The 23,975-nt window shown below is 46.4% G+C and carries 18 protein-coding genes and 1 riboswitch; of the genes, 12 read left to right on the forward strand and 6 right to left on the reverse strand.

Features of this window, described 5'->3' with window-relative positions; translation table 11 throughout:
* Positions 1-3: 3 nt before the first annotated feature.
* Positions 4-1,935, reverse strand: coding sequence for a DNA primase (gene dnaG / locus H3S83_RS08980; protein ID WP_198239469.1), 1,932 nt, complete (start codon positions 1,933-1,935; stop codon positions 4-6).
* 139 nt (positions 1,936-2,074) lie between these two features.
* Positions 2,075-2,230, reverse strand: coding sequence for a hypothetical protein (locus H3S83_RS08985; protein WP_198239470.1), 156 nt, complete (start codon positions 2,228-2,230; stop codon positions 2,075-2,077).
* A 122-nt stretch (positions 2,231-2,352) separates the two neighbouring features.
* On the opposite strand from H3S83_RS08985, the gene H3S83_RS08990 reads away from it, so the two are divergent.
* The gene (locus tag H3S83_RS08990) at positions 2,353-2,604 is read left to right on the forward strand and encodes a GlsB/YeaQ/YmgE family stress response membrane protein (RefSeq protein ID WP_077972078.1); all 252 of its coding nucleotides are present in this window, start codon (positions 2,353-2,355) and stop codon (positions 2,602-2,604) included.
* Between the two features lie 162 nt (positions 2,605-2,766).
* Here the strand turns inward: H3S83_RS08990 and H3S83_RS08995 are convergent, their stop codons facing one another.
* Complete coding sequence (locus H3S83_RS08995) at positions 2,767-3,219, reverse strand: GatB/YqeY domain-containing protein (protein ID WP_077972079.1); 453 nt, start codon at positions 3,217-3,219, stop codon at positions 2,767-2,769.
* Positions 3,220-3,478: 259 nt separating this feature from the next.
* Between H3S83_RS08995 and carA the strand changes: the two genes are divergently transcribed.
* Positions 3,479-4,675 carry a glutamine-hydrolyzing carbamoyl-phosphate synthase small subunit gene (carA, locus tag H3S83_RS09000; RefSeq protein ID WP_078039749.1) on the forward strand — a complete coding sequence of 399 codons (1,197 nt, stop codon included), beginning with the start codon at positions 3,479-3,481 and terminating at the stop codon, positions 4,673-4,675.
* A 590-nt stretch (positions 4,676-5,265) separates the two neighbouring features.
* Here carA and H3S83_RS09005 read toward each other — a convergent pair.
* Positions 5,266-6,555: a TCR/Tet family MFS transporter gene (locus H3S83_RS09005; RefSeq protein ID WP_198239471.1), complete on the reverse strand. Its 1,290-nt coding sequence runs from the start codon at positions 6,553-6,555 to the stop codon at positions 5,266-5,268.
* 412 nt (positions 6,556-6,967) lie between these two features.
* Positions 6,968-7,867 carry a neutral zinc metallopeptidase gene (locus tag H3S83_RS09010; RefSeq protein ID WP_078039751.1) on the reverse strand — a complete coding sequence of 300 codons (900 nt, stop codon included), beginning with the start codon at positions 7,865-7,867 and terminating at the stop codon, positions 6,968-6,970.
* A 219-nt stretch (positions 7,868-8,086) separates the two neighbouring features.
* On the opposite strand from H3S83_RS09010, the gene carB reads away from it, so the two are divergent.
* The 5 genes from carB (at position 8,087) to H3S83_RS09035 (ending at position 16,104) form a co-directional block, all read left to right on the forward strand.
* Positions 8,087-11,572 carry a carbamoyl-phosphate synthase large subunit gene (gene carB, locus H3S83_RS09015; protein ID WP_198239472.1) on the forward strand — a complete coding sequence of 1,162 codons (3,486 nt, stop codon included), beginning with the start codon at positions 8,087-8,089 and terminating at the stop codon, positions 11,570-11,572.
* A 1,156-nt stretch (positions 11,573-12,728) separates the two neighbouring features.
* A complete protein-coding gene (locus H3S83_RS09020) occupies positions 12,729-13,262 on the forward strand; it encodes an iron transporter (RefSeq protein WP_198232771.1) in 534 nt (177 codons plus the stop codon).
* A gap of 256 nt (positions 13,263-13,518) precedes the next feature.
* Complete coding sequence (locus H3S83_RS09025; RefSeq protein WP_198232772.1) at positions 13,519-13,842, forward strand: cupredoxin domain-containing protein; 324 nt, start codon at positions 13,519-13,521, stop codon at positions 13,840-13,842.
* Positions 13,843-13,854: 12 nt separating this feature from the next.
* On the forward strand, positions 13,855-14,706 hold the full coding sequence (locus tag H3S83_RS09030; protein ID WP_198237549.1) for an FTR1 family protein: 852 nt from the start codon (positions 13,855-13,857) through the stop codon (positions 14,704-14,706).
* Positions 14,707-14,727: 21 nt separating this feature from the next.
* A complete protein-coding gene (locus H3S83_RS09035) occupies positions 14,728-16,104 on the forward strand; it encodes a 4Fe-4S binding protein (protein WP_198239473.1) in 1,377 nt (458 codons plus the stop codon).
* Positions 16,105-16,987: 883 nt separating this feature from the next.
* Here H3S83_RS09035 and H3S83_RS09040 read toward each other — a convergent pair.
* Positions 16,988-18,937 (reverse strand): ABC transporter ATP-binding protein/permease, encoded by a 1,950-nt coding sequence (locus H3S83_RS09040; RefSeq protein WP_198239474.1) that lies wholly within the window; start codon positions 18,935-18,937, stop codon positions 16,988-16,990.
* A gap of 309 nt (positions 18,938-19,246) precedes the next feature.
* Between H3S83_RS09040 and H3S83_RS09045 the strand changes: the two genes are divergently transcribed.
* The 5 genes from H3S83_RS09045 (at position 19,247) to H3S83_RS09070 (ending at position 23,835) form a co-directional block, all read left to right on the forward strand.
* The gene (locus tag H3S83_RS09045; RefSeq protein WP_075868855.1) at positions 19,247-19,456 is read left to right on the forward strand and encodes a cold-shock protein; all 210 of its coding nucleotides are present in this window, start codon (positions 19,247-19,249) and stop codon (positions 19,454-19,456) included.
* A 317-nt stretch (positions 19,457-19,773) separates the two neighbouring features.
* A riboswitch (cobalamin riboswitch) is annotated at positions 19,774-20,001 on the forward strand.
* Positions 20,002-20,555: 554 nt separating this feature from the next.
* Positions 20,556-21,593, forward strand: coding sequence for an ABC transporter substrate-binding protein (locus H3S83_RS09055; protein ID WP_198239475.1), 1,038 nt, complete (start codon positions 20,556-20,558; stop codon positions 21,591-21,593).
* A 9-nt stretch (positions 21,594-21,602) separates the two neighbouring features.
* On the forward strand, positions 21,603-22,619 hold the full coding sequence (locus H3S83_RS09060; RefSeq protein ID WP_370541345.1) for a FecCD family ABC transporter permease: 1,017 nt from the start codon (positions 21,603-21,605) through the stop codon (positions 22,617-22,619).
* 1 nt (position 22,620) lies between these two features.
* A complete protein-coding gene (locus H3S83_RS09065; protein ID WP_198239476.1) occupies positions 22,621-23,376 on the forward strand; it encodes an ABC transporter ATP-binding protein in 756 nt (251 codons plus the stop codon).
* 21 nt (positions 23,377-23,397) lie between these two features.
* Positions 23,398-23,835: a pseudoazurin gene (locus tag H3S83_RS09070; RefSeq protein WP_246741739.1), complete on the forward strand. Its 438-nt coding sequence runs from the start codon at positions 23,398-23,400 to the stop codon at positions 23,833-23,835.
* The last annotated feature ends 140 nt before the right edge of the window (positions 23,836-23,975 follow it).

Here is a 23,975-nt window from a genome sequence, read left to right on the forward strand (position 1 = left end):
CATTTATTGATTTTCCGACTCATTCCGGTCTGATTCGTCTTCTTTCCACCGTCCAAAACCATCGATCAAAGCCTCAACAGCCTCAGTTTTTTCAAGTTCTGCCTTGACATCGCCCAAAAGGGTAAACATCCCGCTATCCGATTTTTCCAAAAGCTCGGCTTCAATGTCACGCAACCTCTTATGTAGGTTATGTGCACGCAGATGCAAGTAGACAGCCTGTTTTAAAGCTTCTCTTGCGTCTTCAATCGGCGCTTCCGCAAAAGCACAGCGAAAGCCGAGATTTTTCAGCATGCTGTGGATCCGGTTGAGGATTTGCTCCTGCCCCTTTTGTTTCAACAGCTTCATCATGGCATCGGCATCATTCGGTTGCCATTCACCCATAATTTCAAGCATAGCACGATGGAGGCCGATAAGTGCCGGATTTTGCAATTCCAGCTTTGCCAAAGTTTCAAAATCCTCGTACCAGAGCTCGGGATGGGAAGCCAAGGTCATCAATATTGCCGCTTCACGCAAGGGAATGAAACTCGCCGAATTTTTGACCAGATTGGAATTGGCCAAACTTGGGCTGGGACCGCCGCCAATAGTGTTCGCATTCCGGTTACCACGATAATTCTTGCTGTTATTCTTGAAAAAAGCCGGACGAAACAGATTGCGCAACCGGTCGCGCAAATCCTGTAAATAATAATGCCGTAAACTTTCATCCTTGATTGTGAAAATAACCGACTTAATCTCGCGCTCGAGAGCCGCACGCGCTTCCGGCGTTTCGAATTGCTGGCCGAATGTGTATTTGCGCCACAAAAGTTCGGCAAGGGGAATTGATTTTGATAGTTCGACTTTCAAACTATCCGATCCCCCTGTTTTCACAATATCATCAGGGTCTTTACCATCGGGCAATAGAATAAAACGGGCAGAAACACCAGCTTTCAAAATTGGCAAAATGCGCTCTGCTGCCCGAAATGCTGCATGAACTCCCGCCTCGTCACCATCAAAACAGAAAACCGGATCAGGTGTCATGCGCCATAAAAGCCCAATCTGGTCTTCGGTCAAAGCTGTGCCAAGGGGTGCAACAGCAGTGTCGACACCGGCTTTGGCCATAGCAATCACATCCATATAACCTTCAACAACATAGATCGGCTTGGCGTCTTCTTGCGCTTTCGGCTGTGCGGCTTTTCTGGCCGTAGCGGCATTATAAAGCATTTTGCCTTTATGGAAGAGCACTGTTTCCGGACTGTTCAGATATTTTGCCCGCACATTCTTGTCCATGGCGCGCCCGCCAAAGGCAACAATGCGCCCGCGCAAATCGGCAATCGGAAACATGATGCGGTTTCTGAACCGGTCATATGGTGCCGAGCCATCTTCTGCAGCAACAACCAGCCCGCAATCTTCCATCTGTTTTAATGAAATATCCTTAGCAATCAGTGCATCCTTCAAAACATTGCGCGCATCCGGCGCAAAACCGATCTGAAAGCGGTCCATCATTGCTTTGGGCATTTGCCGCCCTTCAAGATAGCTGCGGGCAAGGTTTCCCTCCTGTGATTTCAACTTGCTTTGGAAAAAGCTCGCCGCAAGGGCCATGACATCATAAAGGTCTTTTTTGATCTTTTCCTGTCTCTCGGCATCCTTGTCACGTGCCGGCATCCTGACACCGGCCTGATTTGCCAAACGCTCGACAGCTTCAGGAAAAGGAATACCGTCAATCTCGGTCACAAAAGTAAATATATCGCCGCTTGCCCCACAACCGAAGCAATGGTAACGGCCTTTCCGGTCTTCGCAATGGAAGCTTGGCGTTTTTTCGCCATGAAAAGGACAACAGCCCCAGAAATCACCGCGCGAAACATTGCTTTTTTTGGGATCAAAATTCACCCTTTGGCCTACCACGGTTGAAATTGGCAGGCGTGCACGAATTTCGTCAAGAAAATCGGGTGAAAAACGCATTACTTTTCGTCGTCTCCGGTTCCAGTCCTATTAACTTAAACATTGTTGCAATTAAATTAAACACCCCGACTTTAAAGACGGTTAAGCATTTGTTTTAAAATGAAATCAAAAGGCAGAGAATGAAAATTCGCCCGCTCTTTTAGGAAATACCCATTTCATTATAACTTTTATGCCTTTCAGCTTTCAGAAAAATGTTTGCTTTATCCTGCTGCTCCAGAAGAAAAATAAAATCAGCGTGACCAGTCAAAACTGCATCAACCTGTTTTTTTTTAATTCTCTTCTCTGATTTTTTCATTTGCCACTGCACTTTTGCCAAAACGGGCTTGACGGCAAGAAGAAAGATTCAAGACACTTGAAGAAGAAAACCCCCGCCCTACCCTTTTTCATTAAATTTCATTCCGATTAAAGGAGATATTTATGCAGGACGCAAGTGTAGGTTGGATTGCCGCTATCATTATTGGCGGATTGGCTGGCTGGGCAGCAAAAACATTTATGAAAAGCAACACCGGCCTTATTGTGAATATCATTCTTGGTATTGTCGGCGCATCGCTCGCCAGTTTTATATTCAGTCTTTTCGGCGTTACTTTCGCCGGCGGTTTTGGCTATCTGATTTCCGGCTTTATCGGCGCCTGCATTCTTATCTGGCTTGGCCGGCTGATACGCTCGTAAAATTTTATTCTGTTTACCCCCATTTGGAATGGGCTGATTGTTCCGTTCCGATCATTCGGGATTTTTAGGGAAACATGAAAAAAGGCACCTTGAAAAAGGCGCCTTTTATAAAGTGCGTTCTAAACTCCGGCTGATTTTATAACCGGCTTGAAAGCGCTCGAACTATTTCAGTTTTTCGCGAATGGTGCTGCCAACTTTTGCAAAGTCCATCTGGCCGTTATAGCGTTCTTTCAGCCATGCCATAACCTTGCCCATATCACGCAAGCTTTCTGCACCGGTTGCTTCAAGCCCCTCGGCAATTGCCTTTTGAACCTCGTTTTCATCAAGCTGACGCGGCAAAAACTCGCGGATAACCGCAATTTCGTCGCTTTCGGCTTTTGCAAGTTCGGGCCGTCCACCCTCATTATAGAGCTTGACCGACTCCTCGCGCTGTTTGATCATTTTCGCGAGAATGGATTGTAATTCGGTGTCGTCAACGGCGGGTTTGCCTTCTCCCCGATTGGCAATATCGCGGTCTTTGACGGCTGCATTGATAAGACGAAGGGTTGAAAGCCGGGCTTTATCATGTTCCTTCATAGCAGTTTTCAACGCATTATTAATGTCATCACGCAACATGGTTCTGTTCCCTCCTGTGGAAATTTGTCTTGGTCTACAAAATCGCCGCCCCTCATGCAATGGAAAGCATTAAAAATAATGGAAAAAGCCATGAAAAAGACTTCCATTGCTCTTTACCTTGCCGATCAAAGCTCCTATATCACAAACCTTAGCCGAAGATTGGAAAACTCGAACGCCCAGCAGATGCCATTTGCTTGCGGCTTTTTAGTGCGAACAATAAACGCGCCGTTTTAAACCAACGTTTAATTGAGAGTGAGCGATGACTAATACAACAAAAACGACTTTACCTTGGGGCACCACGAAACCCACTGCGCTTTTGGTATTAGCAGACGGAACCGTCATTGAAGGTAAAGGTTTGGGTAGAACAGGTTCCATTGAAGCTGAAGTCTGCTTCAATACTGCTATGACCGGATATGAGGAAATCCTCACCGATCCTTCCTATACCGGCCAGATTGTAACATTTACTTTCCCGCATATTGGCAATGTCGGCGCCAATGCCGAAGATATAGAAGATCTGACACCGGCTCAACGCCATGGTGCTGTGGGGGCAATTTTCAAAGCAGATATTACCCACCCATCGAATTATCGTGCCGCAGAAGGTCTGGACAAATGGCTGTCTCAACGCGGCATTATTGCCCTTTGCGGCATTGATACACGTGCCTTGACCTCGCTTATTCGTGAAAAAGGCCTTTCCAATGCGGTGATTGCCCATGACAAGAACGGTGTTTTTGATGTCGAGGCTTTGAAAGAGCGCGCCCGCAAATGGAGCGGCTTGGTCGGGCTTGACCTTGCTAAAGATGTAACCGAAGGCCAGTCATCCGAATGGGATGAAACGCCATGGGTATGGAATGAAGGCTATGGCCATGAAAAGACGAAAGACATTCATATTGTTGCCGTCGATTATGGCGTAAAGCGCAATATTCTGCGGCTTCTTGCCGGACTTGAAGCCCGCGTCACCGTCGTTCCTGCAAAAACCACAGCCGAAGAAATTTTGGCTTTGAATCCTGATGGTATTTTCCTGTCGAATGGCCCGGGTGACCCTGCTGCAACAGCCGAATATGCTGTTCCGATGATTAGAAAACTCGTCGAGACAGGCATTCCGATGTTCGGCATTTGCCTTGGTCACCAATTGCTTGCTTTGGCAATGGGTGCAAAAACTGTCAAAATGCATCAGGGGCATCACGGTGCCAACCATCCGGTACAGGATAAAGAAACCGGCAAGGTGGAAATTGTCTCCATGAACCATGGTTTTGCAGTTGACGCAAAAACCCTTCCTGAAGGGGTAGAAGAAACGCAAATCTCGCTGTTTGACGGTTCAAACTGTGGTATCAGGCTTGTCGGCAAGCCGGTCTTTTCGGTGCAACAGCACCCCGAAGCTTCGCCGGGACCACAAGATAGCCATTATCTCTTCCAGCAATTTGCAAAGATGATCCGCGAACATAAAAAAGCGGCATAATTGGCCGCTTGCCGTTTGGCTTTTCAACAGATTTAAAATGATTAAAAACCCGCTAAAAAGCGGGTTTTTTCGTATTCAATAATGTTGTTTTGCCGATTTTATCGGAAAAGTCGGGAAGAGGAGCATGCACAGACTGTTCTTCCCATTCCAATGGTTCCGTTCATTTTTAGCAGCCATTTAAATCCGCTTTCCGATGCGATGAACGGTTGTTTTACATAGCGCTACCCTTGAATTTAGAATAAGTCAGTCATGTTCAAGACACTTTCTGTTAGAACCGAATTCAATTCCGGACAGAAATTCTCCTGAAACGTAAAGCGTTTCGATTGAACTCCAGAGCAGCACAGTGCACTTTCCGTTCCGCATTTTGCCGTGTTTTCGGGCGTTTCACCGTGTTTGTTTTTTTAAATCCGGCGCTCCCGCCGTAGTCAACAAACTTGCCCGCATTAACAAAACAGGCAAGAGCTGCTCCTAGCTTTTCCAGAGATTAAGACTATTGCCTGTTTTTTAATCGTGGATAAAAGCTTTTGAAACTTCCGGAAATTCAACATTTCTAACGGGAGGGAAAATTTCTAAGCCTGTTTTTAACCAGATTAGCTGTCTTCCGCTTTCTCGTTACCGCGATCTCGCACAAGTTCATATGTCGTTAGACGCGGGCTTTTGTCTTCGCGAACGAAAAAGCCGAAAACCAGTGTTGTTGCGAGCAACACGAAAAATGCGGTTGCACAAGGGGCACCGGCAAATTTGAACGGCGCACTATCGCTCGTGAAATAGCTGAAAATCGACGTATAGAATACCGGCCCGATCATCGACGTGATGGAGGTTATCGATGTCAAAGCGCCTTGGAGAGCACCTTGCGCGTTGGCTGGAACTTGGGAGGAAGCAATAGAGCGCATTGGCACATGGGCGATATATTCCGGCATAGTAAAAAGGTAAACGACATAAAGCATATAACCTTCAAAGGCGAAGGTATAGCCGACCATGCCAACGAGCGCGAAAATAAGCCCGATCATCGAGATTTTCCAATTGCTTAAATGCCTTGTCATATAAGGCAAGAGCAATCCCATTATGATGCACTGGCCGATGCCAAAAACGCCATAAGCAAAACCGATGGAAAATTCACTCCAGCCATAACGTTCTTTGGCCATAAAAGCCAAAGTTGAAGGCCAAACCGCCTCGGCAAGCCAATAGAGGAAGAAGGCGAGTGCCACCCAAAGCACAGTGGGATAATGGCGCAATTCCAGCAGAGCGCCAACCGGATTTGCCCGTCTGATCTCGAAGGGGCGGCGCAATGACATTGGTAGAGTTTCCGGCAGCATATACATGGCAAAAACAAAATTGACGAGCGAAAGTCCGGCTGAAAAATAAAACGGCATGCGCGGGCCGATTTCGCCTAAAACGCCGCCAATCAGCGGCCCTAAAAAGAAACCGACACCAAAGGCAATGCCGATGAGCCCGAAATTGCGTGTTCTGGTGTCATCGTCGGAAATATCGGCAAGATAAGCCGAACAGGTAGAAAAACTGGCGCCGCTGACACCGGCAAGAATTCTTCCTATAAAGAGCATGGAATAGCTCCACGCAATGGCGCAGATAAAATTATCGATCGCAAAAGTGATAATGGATAACAATAAAATCGGCCGGCGTCCGAACCGGTCGGAAAGATTGCCGATAAAGGGGGCAAAAAGAAACTGCATGGTTGAATAGACCATGAGCAGAATGCCGCCATCAACCGAAGCCCTGCTGATACTGTCGCCGGTCAATTGGCTTAGATATTCCGGCATAACCGGCACGATGATCGCAATGCCGATAATATCCAGTAACAGCGTGATGAAGACCAGAACAAGTCCCTTGTGAACAAATTTTGCATCGAGACTTTGCGACATGACGAATTTCCATGCTTATACAAGAAATTGCTAATAGGACTATTGTGAAAAATAGAAAAGGGGAAAAACGCGGCTTACTGAACTCTCTATACTATTTTGGGAGCGATCAAGACTTTTGAAATGCTTGAACCGGCAAAATTTGCCTGAATATTTTTGGTCTTGTTAAACAGCCATTTTGCGGGAGACAAAATAGGCGTACACGGCAAAATTTTAAAGCCTCCCTTCCGGTGAAGATGGTTGCCTGCAATTTTCGTCATCCTTATGATTTATGCTGGTCACTTTATGAAAGACAGCCGATACTCATGAACCACAGATGCGAAACTTGAATGATAACAACCACCTCTAGAAGACAGCGTAAAAATGTTGAACAGAAAGTCTTTCAACGTCACGAAATCTTCCAGGTGTGGATTTTTTAAAATCCGTCACATGATTCCATTTTGCCCAGTTGATAACCGGTTTTGAAAGCATTGACGCGTTGTGCGGACGTTCCATGAGTGAAACTATCAGGCACAACATATCCGTGCGTCCGTTTTTGTAATGTATCATCACCGATTTTTGCTGCTGCATTCAATGCATAGCCGATATCACCTTCTTCAAGCAGTCCGTCATCCTCGGTTGAATGCGCCCACACGCCGGCATAACAATCGGCCTGCAATTCGATTTTTACCGAAAGTGCATTGGCAGTCGACGTATCGGCGCTTGCCCTTCTCTTATTCATCCGGTCGAGAACACCGGTCAAATTTTGCACATGATGGCCGACTTCATGGGCAATGACATAGGCTTGGGCAAATTCTCCCGGTGCTTTAAAATGGGTTGCCAATTTGTCGAAAAATTCGTCATCAAGATAAAGCTTTTGATCGGCAGGACAATAGAAAGGGCCGGCGGCCGCGGTTGCAAGCCCGCATGGCGAATCGATAGCGCCGGTAAAACGCACAAGGATCGGTGGCTTATATTTGGCATTGTGGTGGAAGAAAATCTCGCCCCACGTATCTTCTGTTTCGGCAAGAACCGTTGCAATAAAAAGGCTGCGCCGGTCATTGGTTTGAAGCGGCGCTTTTGCTGCGCCAAATGGCGCTCTATGTTCATTCACCAGCGCTCCATCGCCGAATAGAAAACGTGTCGGACTATAGCCGAAGAAGCTGAGCCCTAGAAAAATAACAACAAGAATGAGAATTCCCGTGAAACCGCCACGCGACAACAAGGCAAAACCGACGCCACTCAAACCTGTTCGAAAAACCGGACTTGCACCGTTATTTTCTTCACCGCGACGATCTTCAATATTGTCGCTTTGTCTGCCACCTTCCCACCGCATAAGCCTCACTCCCAGTGCTTATTTTATTCGAGAGCATATAGCTTCTTCCTCCAAGAAGAGAAGGCTCTCATCCATAGTAAAGCAAAAAAAATTAGGAAAAGCAAAATTTAGGGGGTTACTTTCACGCTGACTTTACCTATAAGGCAGGCTTAGCCTTAAAAAAAGAAATGTTGAACCTGCCAGTTTTCCCTGTGCGGGTGTTTGCGATAGGATGCTGCCATGCCAAAACGCACAGATATAAAATCCATTCTCATCATCGGTGCGGGACCTATTGTCATCGGTCAAGCCTGCGAATTCGACTATTCCGGAACGCAAGCTTGTAAAGCCTTGAAGGAAGAAGGCTACCGGATCATTCTGGTCAATTCCAATCCGGCAACAATCATGACAGACCCTGATCTTGCCGATGCAACCTATATCGAGCCTATAACGCCGGAAGTTGTTGCAAAAATTATAGCGCGCGAAAAGCCGGATGCGCTGCTTCCCACCATGGGCGGGCAGACTGCCCTGAATACGGCTTTGTCGTTAAAACGCATGGGCGTTCTTGAACGCTATCATGTCGAGATGATCGGGGCCGATGCCAAGGCGATTGACAAAGCCGAAGACCGTGCATTGTTCCGTGAAGCCATGGCAAAAATCGGACTTGAAACGCCCAAATCCATGCTTGCCAATGCCACCGAAATCAAGGAAGAAGATCGCAAACGCCACGACGCAATGTGCGACAAGCTCAAGGCCGAACTTGAAGGTGACGAGCTTGATAAAGCACTCGAAAAACTCGAACATGATTGGCATTTGGGCGAAGGCGACAGAAAACAGCGTTATATTTCCCATGCAACCGGTAAAGCCGGTCAAGCTCTTGATGTTGTCGGACTTCCGGCAATTATCCGCCCGTCTTTTACGCTCGGTGGAACCGGTGGCGGCATTGCCTATAACCGTTCGGAATTTTACGAAATCATCGAACGCGGGCTTGAAGCTTCACCAACCACAGAAGTTCTCATTGAAGAAAGTGTTCTGGGCTGGAAAGAATTCGAGATGGAAGTTGTCCGCGACAAAAAGGACAACTGCATCATCGTCTGTTCGATTGAAAATCTTGACCCTATGGGCGTTCACACCGGTGACTCTATTACAGTCGCACCGGCTTTGACTTTGACCGACAAAGAATACCAGATGATGCGCAATGCCTCGATTGCGGTTTTGCGTGAAATCGGTGTCGAAACTGGCGGTTCCAACGTGCAATTTGCCGTCAATCCGGAAAATGGCCGTTTGATTGTCATCGAAATGAATCCGCGTGTTTCGCGTTCTTCCGCCCTTGCCTCGAAAGCAACGGGTTTTCCGATTGCCAAAGTTGCAGCAAAACTTGCTGTCGGCTACACATTGGACGAATTGGAAAACGACATTACCGGCGGAGCAACACCGGCTTCGTTTGAACCATCAATCGACTATATCGTTACCAAAATACCGCGTTTTGCCTTTGAAAAATTTCCGGGTGCCTCGCATACTTTGACCACAGCAATGAAATCGGTCGGCGAAGTTATGGCAATCGGCCGCACTTTTCAGGAATCTTTGCAAAAAGCCTTGTGCGGGCTTGAAACCGGCTTGACCGGCCTTGACGACATTACTATTCCCGAACACGCCGAAGGCGACGAGAAAAATGCTATCCGTGCCGCTATCGGCACACCAACGCCTGATCGTTTGCGTTATGTTGCGCAGGCCATGCGCATGGGGATGCCATTAAACGAAATCCACCAGATCAGCAAAATCGACCCTTGGTTTCTTGAGCAGATTGCCTCGATTGTCGATATGGAACAACGTGTGCGCGAGCAAGGCCTACCGAAAGATGCGGAGAATTTCCGTATGCTCAAATCCATGGGCTTTTCCGACGCGCGGCTTGGCAGCCTTACCGGTCTTGAAACCGAAGAAGTTACAAAAGCGCGTCATGAACTTAATGTAAAACCGGTATTCAAGCGTGTTGATACCTGTGCTGCCGAATTTGCTTCACCGACTGCTTATATGTATTCAACCTATGAAGTGCCTTTTGCCGGTAAAATGCGTTCGGAAGCCAATGTTTCCGACAGGAAAAAAGTGGTTATCCTTGGTGGCGGACCAAACCGTATCGGACAGGGTATCGAGTTCGATTATTGCTGTTGTCACGCAGCTTTTGCACTCCATGATGCAGGCTATGAAGCCATTATGGTCAATTGCAATCCGGAAACCGTTTCGACAGATTATGACACGTCCGACCGGCTTTATTTCGAGCCTTTGACTGCCGAAGATGTGCTTTCAATTCTCGAAGCGGAAAAGGAAAAAGGCGAACTCGTCGGCGTTATCGTCCAATTTGGTGGCCAGACGCCGCTGAAACTTGCCGCCTCGCTTGAAAAATCCGGCATTCCGATACTTGGAACCTCGCCGGATGCAATCGATCTAGCAGAAGACCGCGACCGCTTCCAGAAATTGCTCATCAAGCTTGATCTGACACAGCCGAAAAACGGCATTGCCTATTCGGTTGAACAGGCGCGCCTTGTTGCCAATGATCTGGGCTTTCCGCTTGTTGTACGCCCGTCTTATGTGCTTGGCGGCCGCGCCATGCAAATCATTCATGACGAACGCAACTTGCAATCCTATCTTCTGGACACTGTTCCCGAACTGGTGCCGGAAGAAATCAAGGCCCATTACCCGAATGACAAAACCGGACAGATCAATACACTGCTCGGCAAAAATCCTCTTCTTTTCGATACCTACCTCACCAATGCAATCGAGGTTGATGTCGACTGCCTGTGCGACGGCGAAGACACATTCGTAGCCGGCATTATGGAACATATCGAGGAAGCCGGTATCCACTCGGGCGACTCGGCCTGTTCGCTCCCCGTTCACACATTGTCACCTGAAATCGTTGAAGAGTTGAAACGCCAGACGATCGAGCTTGCCAAAGCGCTTCATGTTGGCGGTTTGATGAATGTTCAATATGCCGTCAAAGAAGGTGTTATCTATATTCTCGAGGTCAACCCGCGCGCTTCCCGTACCGTTCCGTTTGTTGCCAAAACAATCGGACGGCCGATTGCCAAGGTTGCCGCCCGTGTCATGGCCGGTGAAAAGCTTGAAAAAACAATCAATTGCTATGGCGGAAGACCCAAGCCACAGAAAAAGCCGCATATTGCTGTGAAAGAGGCTGTTTTCCCGTTTGCCCGCTTTCAGGGCGTTGACACCTTGCTCGGACCAGAAATGCGCTCGACTGGCGAAGTGATGGGGCTTGATTACAGCTTTGCCCTTGCTTACGCCAAAGCGCAGCTTGGTGCGGGAAATGATCTGCCACGCGAAGGAACACTTTTTGTGTCAGTCAAGGATGATGACAAAAAACGCGTGCTCGGCGCCGTCAAGCGCATGGCAAAACTCGGTTTTTCAATCCTTGCAACAACAGGAACACAGAAATTTCTTGAAGAACACGGCGTGAAGGCCAAGAAAATCAACAAGGTTCTCGAAGGCCGCCCGCATATCGAAGATGCTATTCGCAACCGTCAGGTACAGATTGTTTTCAATACAACAGATACGGCAAGTGCAATTTCCGATTCAAAGTCGCTGCGTCGGGCTGCCTTGATGCAAAAGGTTCCCTATTACACGACAATGTCGGGAGCTATATCGGTTGTTGATGCGATAGAAGCTTTGCAGAATGACACAATTCAAGTGCGTTCCTTACAAGAATATACCGAATAATTGTCTCGCCCACGGCTAAAGCATAACTTGCCGTGGGCTTATTTTAATCTCCTGTTCCATGGCGCTTACCCTCAAGCCATTAAGTCCGAAAGCCTCACCGGTTTCACTACCACAGAGTGATAAAACTTTTGGCTTGAACTCATTTATCCATCCGCTAATTCCAAGCGCTTAGTTTTATGCCGTTAAGCCCGAAACATTTTGCAAATTTTATCGGATCGGACATTTCCTCCGACTCATTCTGCCCGATAGAATACCTTATTCTGCGATATAATCGATTTCGCGAAGTTTTATAATATTTGGCCGGATTGCCTCACTCCCACGGAATGACAAGGGCTGGCTGGGCCACGTAAACACAGAATATCCCTCCCCGCCAGTCATTATCGAAATTCCGATTCTTGCAACGAATGGCTTTTCAACCTTTTAACCGACTCATTTGTGAACGGGCCTTTTATTATCCACTCTAAATCTCATGCGCTATGAAATGCGGGAAAATGGAAATGAGGGAAAGTGCTGCTTGTCGCATTGCTCGACTTATCACTTTTGCATATCAATCACTTTTCTATGTGCCGACCGGTTGCAAGGTGTCGTTCACTTGCGACAAGTCGATCACTTGCGGAGTGGTCATAATTTTCATTCCGGATTAAAGCGATGATAAAATCTGCTTCTTTTGAAAACCGTTTTGACTGAATCTGACCCGACTTGTCCCGTGCCTTCATAATCTTGCCTTAAACAGGCTCGCCTTGCTCAAAATAGCGTGTCTCATGACCGATATTGTCACGTTTTATGTGTCATTGATTCAATATTTTTTAAAATTTTTTACTAAAGTTAAATTTTATAAAATAAAAAAATAACAAGTCCGTTTGAATACAAAATTTTATTTTATAATGAAATTAATTTTTTGCCAACATTTTTTTGAATAATAATCCCGTTATTATCATATCATGAATAGTATAATTTTTATATTTTTACTATTTTTTATCCGGCTAATATTCAATTATTTATTATAAATTCAACTGTTTTTTTGCAATAAACAACATCATAATCCGGCCGCTTTTATAATTTTTATAAATGAACTTGATAATTTTGGTAAATTTTAAATTTGCGCTTTTGATAAAAGATGATATATATAGTCATGTTTTATTCTGAGGGAAATATCATGCGTTTAAACAAACTAATTTTGGCTGCTTCCTGCACACTATTTGCAACACCGGCTCTGGCCGTGGAATACCCGATTGGCGAACCACAGCATTGTGGCGGTTTGGAAATTGCGGCTGTCTACCTGCAACCGATTGAAATGGAACCGGAAGGCATTATGCTTGCGGCTGCTAAATCGGATATCCATCTGGAAGCTGATATTCATGCGACCGAAGACAATAAAAACGGTCTTCCGGAAGGCGAATGGGCACCTTATTTGCAAGTTTCTTACGAATTGACCAAGGAAGGTGCAAAAGAACCTTTGAGCGGTCATTTCCACCCGATGGTTGCCAATGATGGCCCGCACTATGGCGAAAACATCAAGCTTGATGGTGCTGGCAAATATCACCTGAAATACACCATTTTGCCGCCTTCAAAAGAATCCATGTTCGGCCGCCATGTCGATAAAGAAACCGGCGTTGGCCCATGGTTTGACAAATGCGTTGTCGAATATGATTTCACCTATGCCGGCACTGGCAAAAAAGGTGGCTATTGATTGTTGTGACCGGCAGTCGAATTCTGCCAGAAACATTTAAGGGATAAGTTTCCAGTCAATCTTATCCCCAAAGATCGAGACCTGTTTGTAAAGTCGGGGTTTACTTTCGATCATCCACCATTAGAAGTAAGCCCTCCGAGCAGACCGGCCGTTGTGACCTCCACAGCCGGTCTTGCTTTTTGGCGGGGATTATTGGTTTTCTTGAACGTAAACCATTCATTCCGGAAAGCTCTCTTTGGTTAAAAAGGGTTTTATTATGCGCGCAATATTGGTTTTGCTGTTTTGTCTGTTTCCCCTCTTTGCCGGAGCCGACGAACTTTCACTTTATAATGTAACCATCAAGGATGGTGTATTTGAACCGCAATCAATTGAAGTTCCGGCGGGGCAACGCTTCAAAATCTCGGTTAAAAATATCGGTTCGGGGCCAGCCGAATTTGAAAACCTGTCTATGCGGGTTGAAAAAGTTCTCGGCGCAGGCGTTGAATCATTTGTTGTCATTCACCCGCTCAAACCCGGCAGCTACCATTTTGTTGACGAATTTCACATGGATATGGCCGGTTTCGACATTAACGTAAAATAGGAGAGCAGACAAATGGGTGCACCTCTTTTCATCGTTTGGCGTGAAAGTATTGAAGCGCTGCTCGTTATCGGCATCCTCTATACGTGGCTGCGGCGAGAAAATCTTTTAACGCTTAAAAACCGTTTATGGGCGGGAACCGCATTAGGGCTTGTTCTTGCCGGAATTCTCGCCATCCTGTTTTATGTCGCGGGCACATGGTTTGCAGGCCCCGGCGGGGAATGGTTCTTCACCGCTATGATGGCGGTTGCCGCCCTTCTCATTATGCAGATGATCGTCTGGATGCACCATCACGGTGCTTCAATGAAACATACTTTGGAACGTGAAGCGGCCGAAAGCCTGCAATCTTCCGGCGGTTTCGGCATTATGCTCCTTGCGATGATTGCGGTTGCCCGTGAAGGCTCCGAAACAGTGGTGTTTCTTGCCGGTGTCGGAGCGCAACAAAATGGTGCGTCGCTCGGCATGTTCATTCTGGGTGGTGTGCTCGGCTTTATTCTGGCACTTTTGACTTTCTGGTTGTTACAGAAATTTTCCAAAATCATCCCGTGGAGATGGTTCTTTCTGGGAAGCGAATTTGTCCTTCTGCTCATTGGCGGGGGATTGCTGATTACTGCCTTCGACAAAGCGGCGGCCCAGATTTCGGCTTATGATTTACCCGAATGGCTATATAGCTTTATGGATGATCCGCTATGGAGTACAAGCTGGCTTATTCCCGATAACAGCACATTGACTGGCCTTACAGGTTACCATGCGGAACCGTCTTTGATGCAAGTTGTTGTGTTGGCAGTTTACTGGATTACAGCCATTGTTCTTTGTAATAGAAAGCCTGCCAAAACGGTGGTTCGCCCGCCATTGAAAGTTACCTGAAACCCGTTTTTTAAAGAAACCATGTCACATATCATCACCACTGCGGTCTCTAATCTGGGCACTGTCATGCAACGTCATAGAACAGTGATCCAGACGATACAGTGGTGTGTTGTCGCCATTTATCTGTTTCTCCTTATCGTGCCGTCATTTTTGCCATTGCCGCCACGGCAGGAACATATTCTTGGCAATCTTGTTCTTTTTGCCCAATTTGTTTTCTGGGGAATCTGGTGGCCCTTTGTCATTCTTTCTATGCTGTTTATAGGCCGCATCTGGTGCGGCGTTTTCTGCCCCGAAGGTGCTTTGGCCGAATATACCAGCCGCACTGTCGGGCGTAACAGGAATATCCCGCGCTGGCTCAAATGGCGGGGCTGGCCAACGGTCGCCTTTATTCTCACAACCCTTTATGGACAGTTGATCAGCGTTTATGATTATGCGGAAGCAGCACTTCTCATTTTGGGCGGCTCGACACTGGCAGCAATGGTCATCGGCTTCTTTTTCGGTAAAGGAACGCGTGTCTGGTGCCGTTATCTTTGCCCCGTTAATGGCGTTTTCAACCTGCTTTCCCGCCTTGCCCCTATTTCGTTCAAGACTGATCAGGAAAAATGGGCGCATTATTGTGGAGCCCGTCAGGAAAACCCCAATTGCCCTCCAATGATCAATATTCATCAGCTTCATGGCGTCAATGCCTGCCATATGTGCGCGCGCTGTGCCGGTTTTCGTGATGCAGTGGCGCTCAAACCACGCTCGGTTATGGAAGAAGTTGTCGTTTACGGAGAAGACAAAAACGCCAATCCATGGGAAACAAGGCTACTGCTTTTCGGCATGATCGGCGTTGCCATCGGTGCCTTTACATGGACGGTAAGCCCGTGGTTTGTGACTTTTAAACAGAGAATTGCCGAATGGCTTGTCGATCACAATATTTTCTGGCCGCTCGACCCGACCGCCCCTTGGTGGATCTTGACAAACCACCCTGCCAATAATGACAGTTTCAACTGGGTAGACGGTTTTTGTGTTGCAAGTTACATTCTGGGAAGCGGCGTGCTTTTTGGCACATTTTTAACGCTCATGCTGTGGGCTATTGCCTCGCTTATGCGTTCGTCAACGCTCTATCATCATTTGGCACAAGCGTTTTTGCCATTGGCAGCAGCGGGTCTGTTTCTGGGGCTTACTGCAACGACAATCAAACTTTTGATGTATGACGGTGTGACCTTCTGGTGGTTGCCATATGCCCGTGCCTTTATTCTTGCTTTAACCGCGCTCTGGAGCCTTTATCTTGCGGCAAGAATTTTGCAAAGAACACCTGCAAGCCTCATCTGCAAATTAGTTAGCTTCGCTCTTTTTGCTCTTTGTTGCGTTCCAATTGTCTACGCCTGGTGGCTGATGTTCTGGGGCTGGTGAGTTTTAAAACCGGAAATCCCGGATATTATCCGGCACTTCAAAAACTCTGCTCACGACCACCTTCCTCTTTTCCCGAAAGCCGACATCCGTAACGCTGCGCAGGATTCATCAGGCTCTTCAATTTTCTTAATGCACTTCAAGATTTATAGAGATTTCAGGAAAATGGCTGCTCATCGGGAAAATGCTGCTATTAGAGGAAGACCCTGCTTATCCAAAAATTTCCCTTTCGCTGCTTTACTTTGAAACCTGTTCCGTTTTGTGCTCTTTGGCCTTTATTCCTTTTCCGACAGCTCTCATGGAAAAACTTAGGCGATGGTGCTCATTTATAATTTTAAAAAAAACAAAACTGTTTCTGATAAAACCGATTTTTAAAAGCCTGTGGCAATTTTTAAGAACACGTATTTGAAGTTCATCCGGTTTTGATTCTATTTTTATGAACTTTAAAAATGCATCTTGCCCGAGCGGAGTTTTGCATCTTCCTCTTTTTCATGTTTGTTTGCGGTTCCTGAAAACCGACCAGCGCGGCCTTAAAACCTCGAGAATTTATGAAACGCTAAAGGCATTTTTCTTTCAAAAATATCTTTGGAGTGCGAATCTTTTTTGGAGGAAATTTCATTAAAAGCTTTTTTCAAAAGCCGTTTTCGAACGCGAATTGCTGCAATCTTGCCGCTACGCCATTTTTCTTGGAACTGGAGAGGTTGATCTTCGACGAAAGAAATTGGCTCTGCTTAAAACCGCTGTCCAAAATCACTAAACATAAAAGCTTGTCGGTCACAAAAATCCACCGCACATAAAACAACGCCCGAAAAGAAAGAAGTCATTTGTGCGTTTTGCTGATCACTGCAACTTGCTGTTTGATAGTGGAGCAGCCAATTCTTCGCGCTTATTTTTTTGGCTTTCTATTCTTCTCTTTTACAGGCGAAGTTTCTGAAGCCTTTGTGGTCTCACTAGCCGCTGTTTCGGTGTCTGCCGTTTGGGCTTCCGGAATGCTATCAGACGGTTCGCTTTTTGGTGTCGTTTTTTCTCCCTTTGACAAAGCCTGTTCGGACGGCTCGAATTTTACTTCTACAATCACGTCGTACAGATAGCTTTCGTCATTGCGACGGCTGATATAGACAAAAGTCGTATTTTTCAAATGTTGGAAAACAACCGAGGCAATGCGTTTGCGCACTGTTTCGTCAATACCGTCCATCACCTGATTGGCAACAATCCATTCCGGATTTGTAAGAAGCACACGGGCAAAAGCGATTGACCGGCGTTCAACATCGTTCAATCGTCTTTCCCAATCGACGTTTTCTTCATCAAGCGCGGAAAAATAATCACTCAAACCGGTGATTTCGAGAGCGCGTTCGATTTCATCGTCAGTCGGGTTTTTATCCGTTGCCGGATAGAGAAGAACCGTGCGCAATGTGCCCGGCGGAATATAAGGGGCATCGGGAATATAATTTGGCAGACCTGAATTGGGAAGCCCTACAGTGCCCTGCCCCCAAGGCCAAAGCCCTGCAAGCGCATGGTATAGAATGGTTTTATCAACATCTTGCGGTGCATAGATCAGCGTGTTGTGCCCGCGCTTGATAGCTAAATCCGGCGGTGTCAAAGTCAATTTGCCATTGGCCGTGCGGATCAACAGATTGTCGAAGGTCATAATATCGGAATCATTGGTTTTGACCGTGATATGTTCGCCCTTCAGACGATCGACACCGTCCATTTGAACAACAGCTTGTCTGAATGTTGCAACACGCAGCATCGTCGCGCGCCAATCGGCCAGAGCACCATAATTGTCGACAAACCAGCGCAATGACTGGTGTGCCTGATTGAAGGCCTGAACAGCCGCCTGTAGACCACCAAGATCAATGCCGCCACCAAAATAGATCGGCGAAGCAATAATATAGGGAGCAACATTCGAAACCCAGCCATAACCGGCGGTGATACCTGTCAATTTGGTGGTTGCGACAACAATATGCCAGATGGCATTCAAAACGTTTTGCACACGCCCGTCAAGATAACGCTTCTCGTCCTTTTCCGCCCCCATCAAGGTGATCGAATCAATCGAACGGTTGGTGTGCATCAAGGCAGCACGCAAATCTGCTTCGCGTGCATAACGGTTGGCGTTGATAGTCACCAGATTACGCGCAACAAACCATGTGAGAAAGGATGCCGCCCCGACATAAAGGAGCACCGCCCAGATCATGTAACCGGGAAGCGGAAAACTATAGCCGGAAAAGCTGAAAACAAAGCCCGCCGTTGTTGCCCATAATGTCGGAATGAAGATGATTAATGTTACACTGGCCTGCAACAGATTGATGCCGAGATCGGCCGTTGATTCGGCGAGATGTCGCGCATCTTCATGAAGTTTCTGGTCAGGGTTGACGCCCACCTCGCCAGCCATTGTCAGACGGAAAGCACGCTTTGGCTGCATCCATTGGCTGATAAGGTCATCGGTCAAGCCTTCGCGCAATTTCATCTTCAAATATTGGTTCAAAAAAGTCTGGACAATGTTGAAGATCAATAAAACCGAGGCAATAACAAAGAACACACCGAGCTGGAAAACAAATTCGTGCAAATCTTTGCGGCTGATCGCGTTCCAGAAATCCTTTGTCCACTCATTGATTTGCAATTGCCCGCGGCCAATCAGAATAATCAGCACAAGTATGCCAAGAAATGTCGCAATCAGCGTGTTGCGCGTATGCGAATGCCAGAAAGCAATATAAAGGATCTTTGCCTGATGCGAAAAACGGGTATTTTTGACAATGCCTTCACGCAATGAACCAGGAGCTGCATCAACCGGATTATCAGGCATATTGTCGTCTATATCGCTGCCTTTTCTGGCCATTCACTCAAATCCCCTCATATAATCGCGACATTCTGACGACAATTAAAAATAATGATTGCCCCTGTATACACCAGATAGTGTAGGCAATCAAAATAGCAAAAGCGACAACGCTTTCAAATTTAATATTAATTCAACTTGCTTTCTTTTTCGAGAGGGTCTAATGAAACGCCAATCGATTTTTCGGTTGTGCGACTTTCTTAACCGTGCAGCAAGCACTATTTAACGAAACTCCCCTTTCTAAATTTCGATCTACCAGAAGCATCAACGCATGACGTGTTGGTGCACTCATTTTTATTACAGGAGTTTCCTATGGCTACAGGAACAGTTAAGTGGTTCAACACAACAAAAGGCTTCGGCTTCATTCAACCTGATGATGGTGGTGCAGATGTATTTGTACACATTTCAGCTGTTGAACGCTCAGGCATGAGCGGTCTTAATGAAGGCCAGAAAGTGTCTTATGAAGTTGTGCAGGACCGTCGTTCCGGCAAATCTGCTGCAGGCAATCTTTCAGCTCTTTAATATCTGGAAGTGAAATGCCCGACTAAAACGGCAAAACGTTTGATGAGCATTTCAAAACCGGATATAAAAGAAACAGATTTTTAAAAAGCTCCACCTTTTTTCGAGTGGGGCTTTTTTATTTATCCGATAATTTTTTCAATTTTGTCTGCAAGGCCCCGTTCCTTCGTTTTCATATTTTCCCGTTGTTTCCGCAATCTTTTCCCGATCTTTCCTTGAGTAGAGTGACAATCATTAGCCCTCGAAGGCAAACTGACAGAATATCGTTTTTCTATTTCAACAATAACGTCAATAACATGCTTGCACTTATATTTAGATAAGTTATAAATTTTATTGACGGTTCCCCTTCAGGATGTCTTCAAAAGGGGAATAATAGGGAACACGGAAAAATCGACCTCACTCAAGGGATTTCAGCCGTGGCTGCCCCCGCAACTGTAAACGGCAGCACCTTTTTTAAGGGTTTTACCCGGCCACTGCGAAAGCGGGAAGGCTAAAGGTGCATAAAAATGCCGCGAGCCAGGAGACCTGCCGTCAATCATGGGCTTTTTATAAGCCCGTTATAAAATGCCCTAACGCACGGTGGGTGCAAAGGAAAGGTCATCATGGCAATCCAATCAGGCGTCATTTTTGTCGCCTCTCATACGCTTATCCGGATAATCTTTTCCGGTTTGATTGCGCGAGCAAAACATTTGTTCCGACAGAGTTTTTTCTTTTATCTCTTGCGGCTTTTTTCAAAACAAAAAAGTTTGACAATGTTTTGCTCTCATTTGTCAAAGCGGAGAGAAGATAAAAATAGCCTATTGAAACAAAAATATTCCGATTGTGAAAAGACCCGAAGTAACAAGTCCAAAACTGAAAAGACCGGAACCGAAAACATTTGTAACTTTAAAAAAATGGTTGCAAATGTGGTTTTTAACCGGACTTTCTTTAAGGCTTTTTCTTCAAGTCTTTTTCGTCCGAGAGTGCTTTTTTCGTTTTGCAAGTGCGGCTTTTCAGGCTTGAAAACTTTCCGAAACCCCGCCGTCAATCACTTCAATTCCGTGACACGGCAAAGCCCTCATAAAACGGCTTTGCACCGGCTTTAAACGAGAAGAGTATACTCATGAAAACCATCCATTTGAAGACGATCATTCTGGCTCTGGCAATAAGCTGTTTTTCCATTGCTTTTCATAGCAATGCTTTTGCCGACAAAACGCATTATCCGTTAACGCTTAAAAATTGCGGCCGCACACTGGTTTTTAACAAAGCACCGGAACGCGTTGTTTCGGTCGGACAAAATACGACAGAGATCCTTTATGCTTTGGGGTTATCCGACAAAGTCAAAGGCACAGCGCTCTGGTATTCACCTGTTTTGCCGCAATTTACCGAAGTCAACAAAAACGTTAAAATGCTTTCCCATGATGTTCCAAGTTTCGAGAGCATCATTGCCGAAAAGCCAGATCTTGTGGCAAGTCATCAGGAATGGGTTATAGGGCCTGCGGGAAGTGCTGCAACCTATGACCAGTTCAAGGATTTTGAAATTCCGGTTTATACAGCACCTGCCGATTGCGTTGGAAAAGACAATCTTGCCGGTAGCGACGGTTTGCGCACAGCCCCTTTCACAATGGACATGATCTATCAGGAAATTTCCGAACTGGCATTGATTTTCAATGTTCAGGATAAAGGAGAGAAACTTGTTCATGACTTGAAGGAGCGCGAACAGGCTGCAATCGACAAGGTCAAAAACTTGCCCAAGGGCAAAATCAGCGCGGTTTTCTGGTATTCCAGTGCTGATCTTGATATTGACCCCTATGTTGCCGGAGACCTTGGTGCACCCGGTTATATTATGAAAATTCTCGGCATTAAAAATGTTATCAAATCAAACTATGAATGGCCGACTGTCGGGTGGGAAACCATTGTCAAAGCAAACCCGACCATTATTGTTCTTGCCGAAATGGATCGTCGCCGTTTTCCTGCCGATGATGTTGTCGTGAAACGCGATTTTTTGAAGAAAGACCCCGTTACAAAACTGCTACCGGCTGTCGAAAATAATCGCCTTGTCAATATGGACGTGCAATCCATGAATACAACCATGCGCACCATTGACGGTATTGAAAAACTGGCAAATGCCATTGTCGAACTTGGTCTTCTAAAAGAGTGACGCAAAAGAGTGACACATTTGCCCCGCACGATTATCATCTGGCTTTTCTGCATCTTCATATTGCTATGCGCAATTGTGACAGGTGCAGCAATTGGCGAGATTGCCATTCCGTTTTCAACTTTTTTGAAAACCATTGCCAATCATCTGTTTGATAGCGGTTACGAGGTGGATATATTCCACAGTCGGGTGATCTGGCTGTGGCGTCTGCCGCGCGCGGTCGTGGGCGCCTGTTGCGGTGCCGGTCTTGCCATGTGCGGGGTTATTTTACAGGCCTTGTTACGAAATCCCCTTGCCGAACCCTATCTTCTCGGCATTTCTTCGGGGGCGGGAACAGGTGCGGCACTGGTTACCGCTTTCGGCATGAATTTGAGTATTCTGTCACTTTCAACCGGAGCATTGATCGGCGGTCTGTTATCGTTTTTCTTTGTTGTGTTCCTCGCCTATCATTCCGGCCGCAATGCAACCGCCATTATTCTCGCCGGTATTGCGAGCGCCATGCTGTTCAATGCTTTGACGGCGCTCATATTGATGATCTTTACACCCCTTGAAGGACGCTCGAATATTTTTGCCTGGATGATCGGCAATCTTTCCGGTGCAAGGTGGAATGACGCAGCGCTCGCTTTTCCTTTGACACTTGGCGCATTTTTAATCTTTTTTGCCTTTTGCCGTATTCTTGATGCCTTTGTTTTCGGCTCGCGTGCTGCAAAATCGCTCGGTATTTCTGTCCATTATGTAAGCATGCTGCTCATTACTGTCGTGGCTCTGGTGACGGCCGTTATGGTTTCGATTATGGGTACAATCAGCTTTGTGGGGCTCGTGGTGCCGCACGCTGCCCGTCTTATTGTCGGTGTGCGCCACCGGTTGCTGATACCGGCTTCGGCTTTTATCGGTGCGCTTTTTATGATTGCCGCCGATGTTATTTCGCGCATTATCGTGCCCGGTCTTGCTTTTCCTGTCGGTATTGTCACCGCATTGATCGGCGCACCGCTTTTTGCCCTGTTGCTTTTGCGGCAGAAAGGAAATTGATATGCTTGTCGGAGAACACATATCACTTGAAATCGACCGTCACACCATTCTTGATGATGTAACGCTCACATTGAAAGATCAGGAAATTTTAGGCATTATCGGCCCGAATGGCGCAGGCAAAAGTTCGCTTCTATCGGTTTTTGCGGGCCTTGTTCGGCCAACAGAAGGCGAGGTAAGCCTTGATGACATTGCTTTTTCCAACTGGAAAAGACAAAAACTTGCCAAAACAATTGCCTTTGTCGAACAGCACGCCGAACCGCATGAACGCATCGACGTGCGCCATGCCATAGAAATCGGCCGCACACCACACAAACGCCTACTTTCACCATGGCTTCCGGAAGATGAAGATGCGTTGCAGGATGCTCTTTTGAAAGTCAATATGAAAGGCTTTGAAAAGCGCCTTCTGAACAGCCTTTCAGGCGGCGAAAAACAGCGCATCCATATCGCGCGCGCATTGGCACAAAAACCGCGTATTCTCATTCTTGACGAGCCGACAAATCATCTTGATATCGGTTGCCAACTGGAAATCCTTTCCCTCATCCGGAAACTCGGCCTTTCTGTGCTGATTGCCCTTCACGACCTCAATCATGCCGCCATGTTTTGCGACCGTATTGCTTTGCTTCAACACGGGCGATTGATAAATTCGGGAAAGCCGGAAGAGGTTTTGACGAAGGAAACAATATTGACCAATTTCCACGCCAATGCTGAAATAGAAATGCTTGAAAACGGTAGGCCCCATATACGCTACCTGCTTTAATTTTCCTTGAAAGGATGAAAAATGAAAAAACTGTTTGCCTTTGTTGCACTGCTCGCCTTCATCTCGACTGCCAATGCCGAAACCTATGAGGTGAAAATGCTCAATCGGGGAGCAAGTGGCGCCATGGTTTTCGAGCCGGATTACCTTAAACTCAAACCGGGTGATTCCGTAAAATTTATTGCCACCCAAAAAAGTCATAATGCTGCAACGATTGATGATATGATACCGGAAGGGGCAACACCTTTCAAAGGCAAGATCGACGAAGAACTGCAAGTGACTTTCGATAAGCCCGGCTTTTATGGCATTAAATGTATTCCCCATTATGCCATGGGAATGATTATGCTCATTAAAGTGGGTGACGATCAGGCATTGCCGCAATCCTATCGCGACCATAAGCAGCCGGGCATTGCCAAAAAACGTTTTGATGACATTTTTTCCCGCGTCGATAAAGGGGAATAGCGGGGTAGCGGGGCGCACGGGGAACAATAATCACTGGTAACAATACTATGTGTTGCACTATTCCCTTTAAAGCCGCTACAATAAATTGATGAAGACAATTCTTGCACTTTTAAAGCGCTTGGGACATAAATTTATTATAC

The sequence above is a fragment of the Bartonella sp. W8122 genome, assembly GCF_016102485.1.
Classification (GTDB): Bacteria; Pseudomonadota; Alphaproteobacteria; order Rhizobiales; family Rhizobiaceae; genus Bartonella; species Bartonella apihabitans.

Excerpts from the sequence above, each read along its gene's own strand:
- dnaG (WP_198239469.1), bottom strand. The coding sequence starts at position 1,935 with ATGCGTTTTTCACCCGATTTTCTTGACGAAATTCGTGCACGCCTGCCA.
- H3S83_RS08985 (WP_198239470.1), bottom strand. The coding sequence starts at position 2,230 with ATGAAAAAATCAGAGAAGAGAATTAAAAAAAAACAGGTTGATGCAGTT.
- H3S83_RS08990 (WP_077972078.1), top strand. The coding sequence starts at position 2,353 with ATGCAGGACGCAAGTGTAGGTTGGATTGCCGCTATCATTATTGGCGGA.
- H3S83_RS08995 (WP_077972079.1), bottom strand. The coding sequence starts at position 3,219 with ATGTTGCGTGATGACATTAATAATGCGTTGAAAACTGCTATGAAGGAA.
- carA (WP_078039749.1), top strand. The coding sequence starts at position 3,479 with ATGACTAATACAACAAAAACGACTTTACCTTGGGGCACCACGAAACCC.
- H3S83_RS09005 (WP_198239471.1), bottom strand. The coding sequence starts at position 6,555 with ATGTCGCAAAGTCTCGATGCAAAATTTGTTCACAAGGGACTTGTTCTG.
- H3S83_RS09010 (WP_078039751.1), bottom strand. The coding sequence starts at position 7,867 with ATGCGGTGGGAAGGTGGCAGACAAAGCGACAATATTGAAGATCGTCGC.
- carB (WP_198239472.1), top strand. The coding sequence starts at position 8,087 with ATGCCAAAACGCACAGATATAAAATCCATTCTCATCATCGGTGCGGGA.
- H3S83_RS09020 (WP_198232771.1), top strand. The coding sequence starts at position 12,729 with ATGCGTTTAAACAAACTAATTTTGGCTGCTTCCTGCACACTATTTGCA.
- H3S83_RS09025 (WP_198232772.1), top strand. The coding sequence starts at position 13,519 with ATGCGCGCAATATTGGTTTTGCTGTTTTGTCTGTTTCCCCTCTTTGCC.
- H3S83_RS09030 (WP_198237549.1), top strand. The coding sequence starts at position 13,855 with ATGGGTGCACCTCTTTTCATCGTTTGGCGTGAAAGTATTGAAGCGCTG.
- H3S83_RS09035 (WP_198239473.1), top strand. The coding sequence starts at position 14,728 with ATGTCACATATCATCACCACTGCGGTCTCTAATCTGGGCACTGTCATG.
- H3S83_RS09040 (WP_198239474.1), bottom strand. The coding sequence starts at position 18,937 with ATGGCCAGAAAAGGCAGCGATATAGACGACAATATGCCTGATAATCCG.
- H3S83_RS09045 (WP_075868855.1), top strand. The coding sequence starts at position 19,247 with ATGGCTACAGGAACAGTTAAGTGGTTCAACACAACAAAAGGCTTCGGC.
- H3S83_RS09055 (WP_198239475.1), top strand. The coding sequence starts at position 20,556 with ATGAAAACCATCCATTTGAAGACGATCATTCTGGCTCTGGCAATAAGC.
- H3S83_RS09065 (WP_198239476.1), top strand. The coding sequence starts at position 22,621 with ATGCTTGTCGGAGAACACATATCACTTGAAATCGACCGTCACACCATT.
- H3S83_RS09070 (WP_246741739.1), top strand. The coding sequence starts at position 23,398 with ATGAAAAAACTGTTTGCCTTTGTTGCACTGCTCGCCTTCATCTCGACT.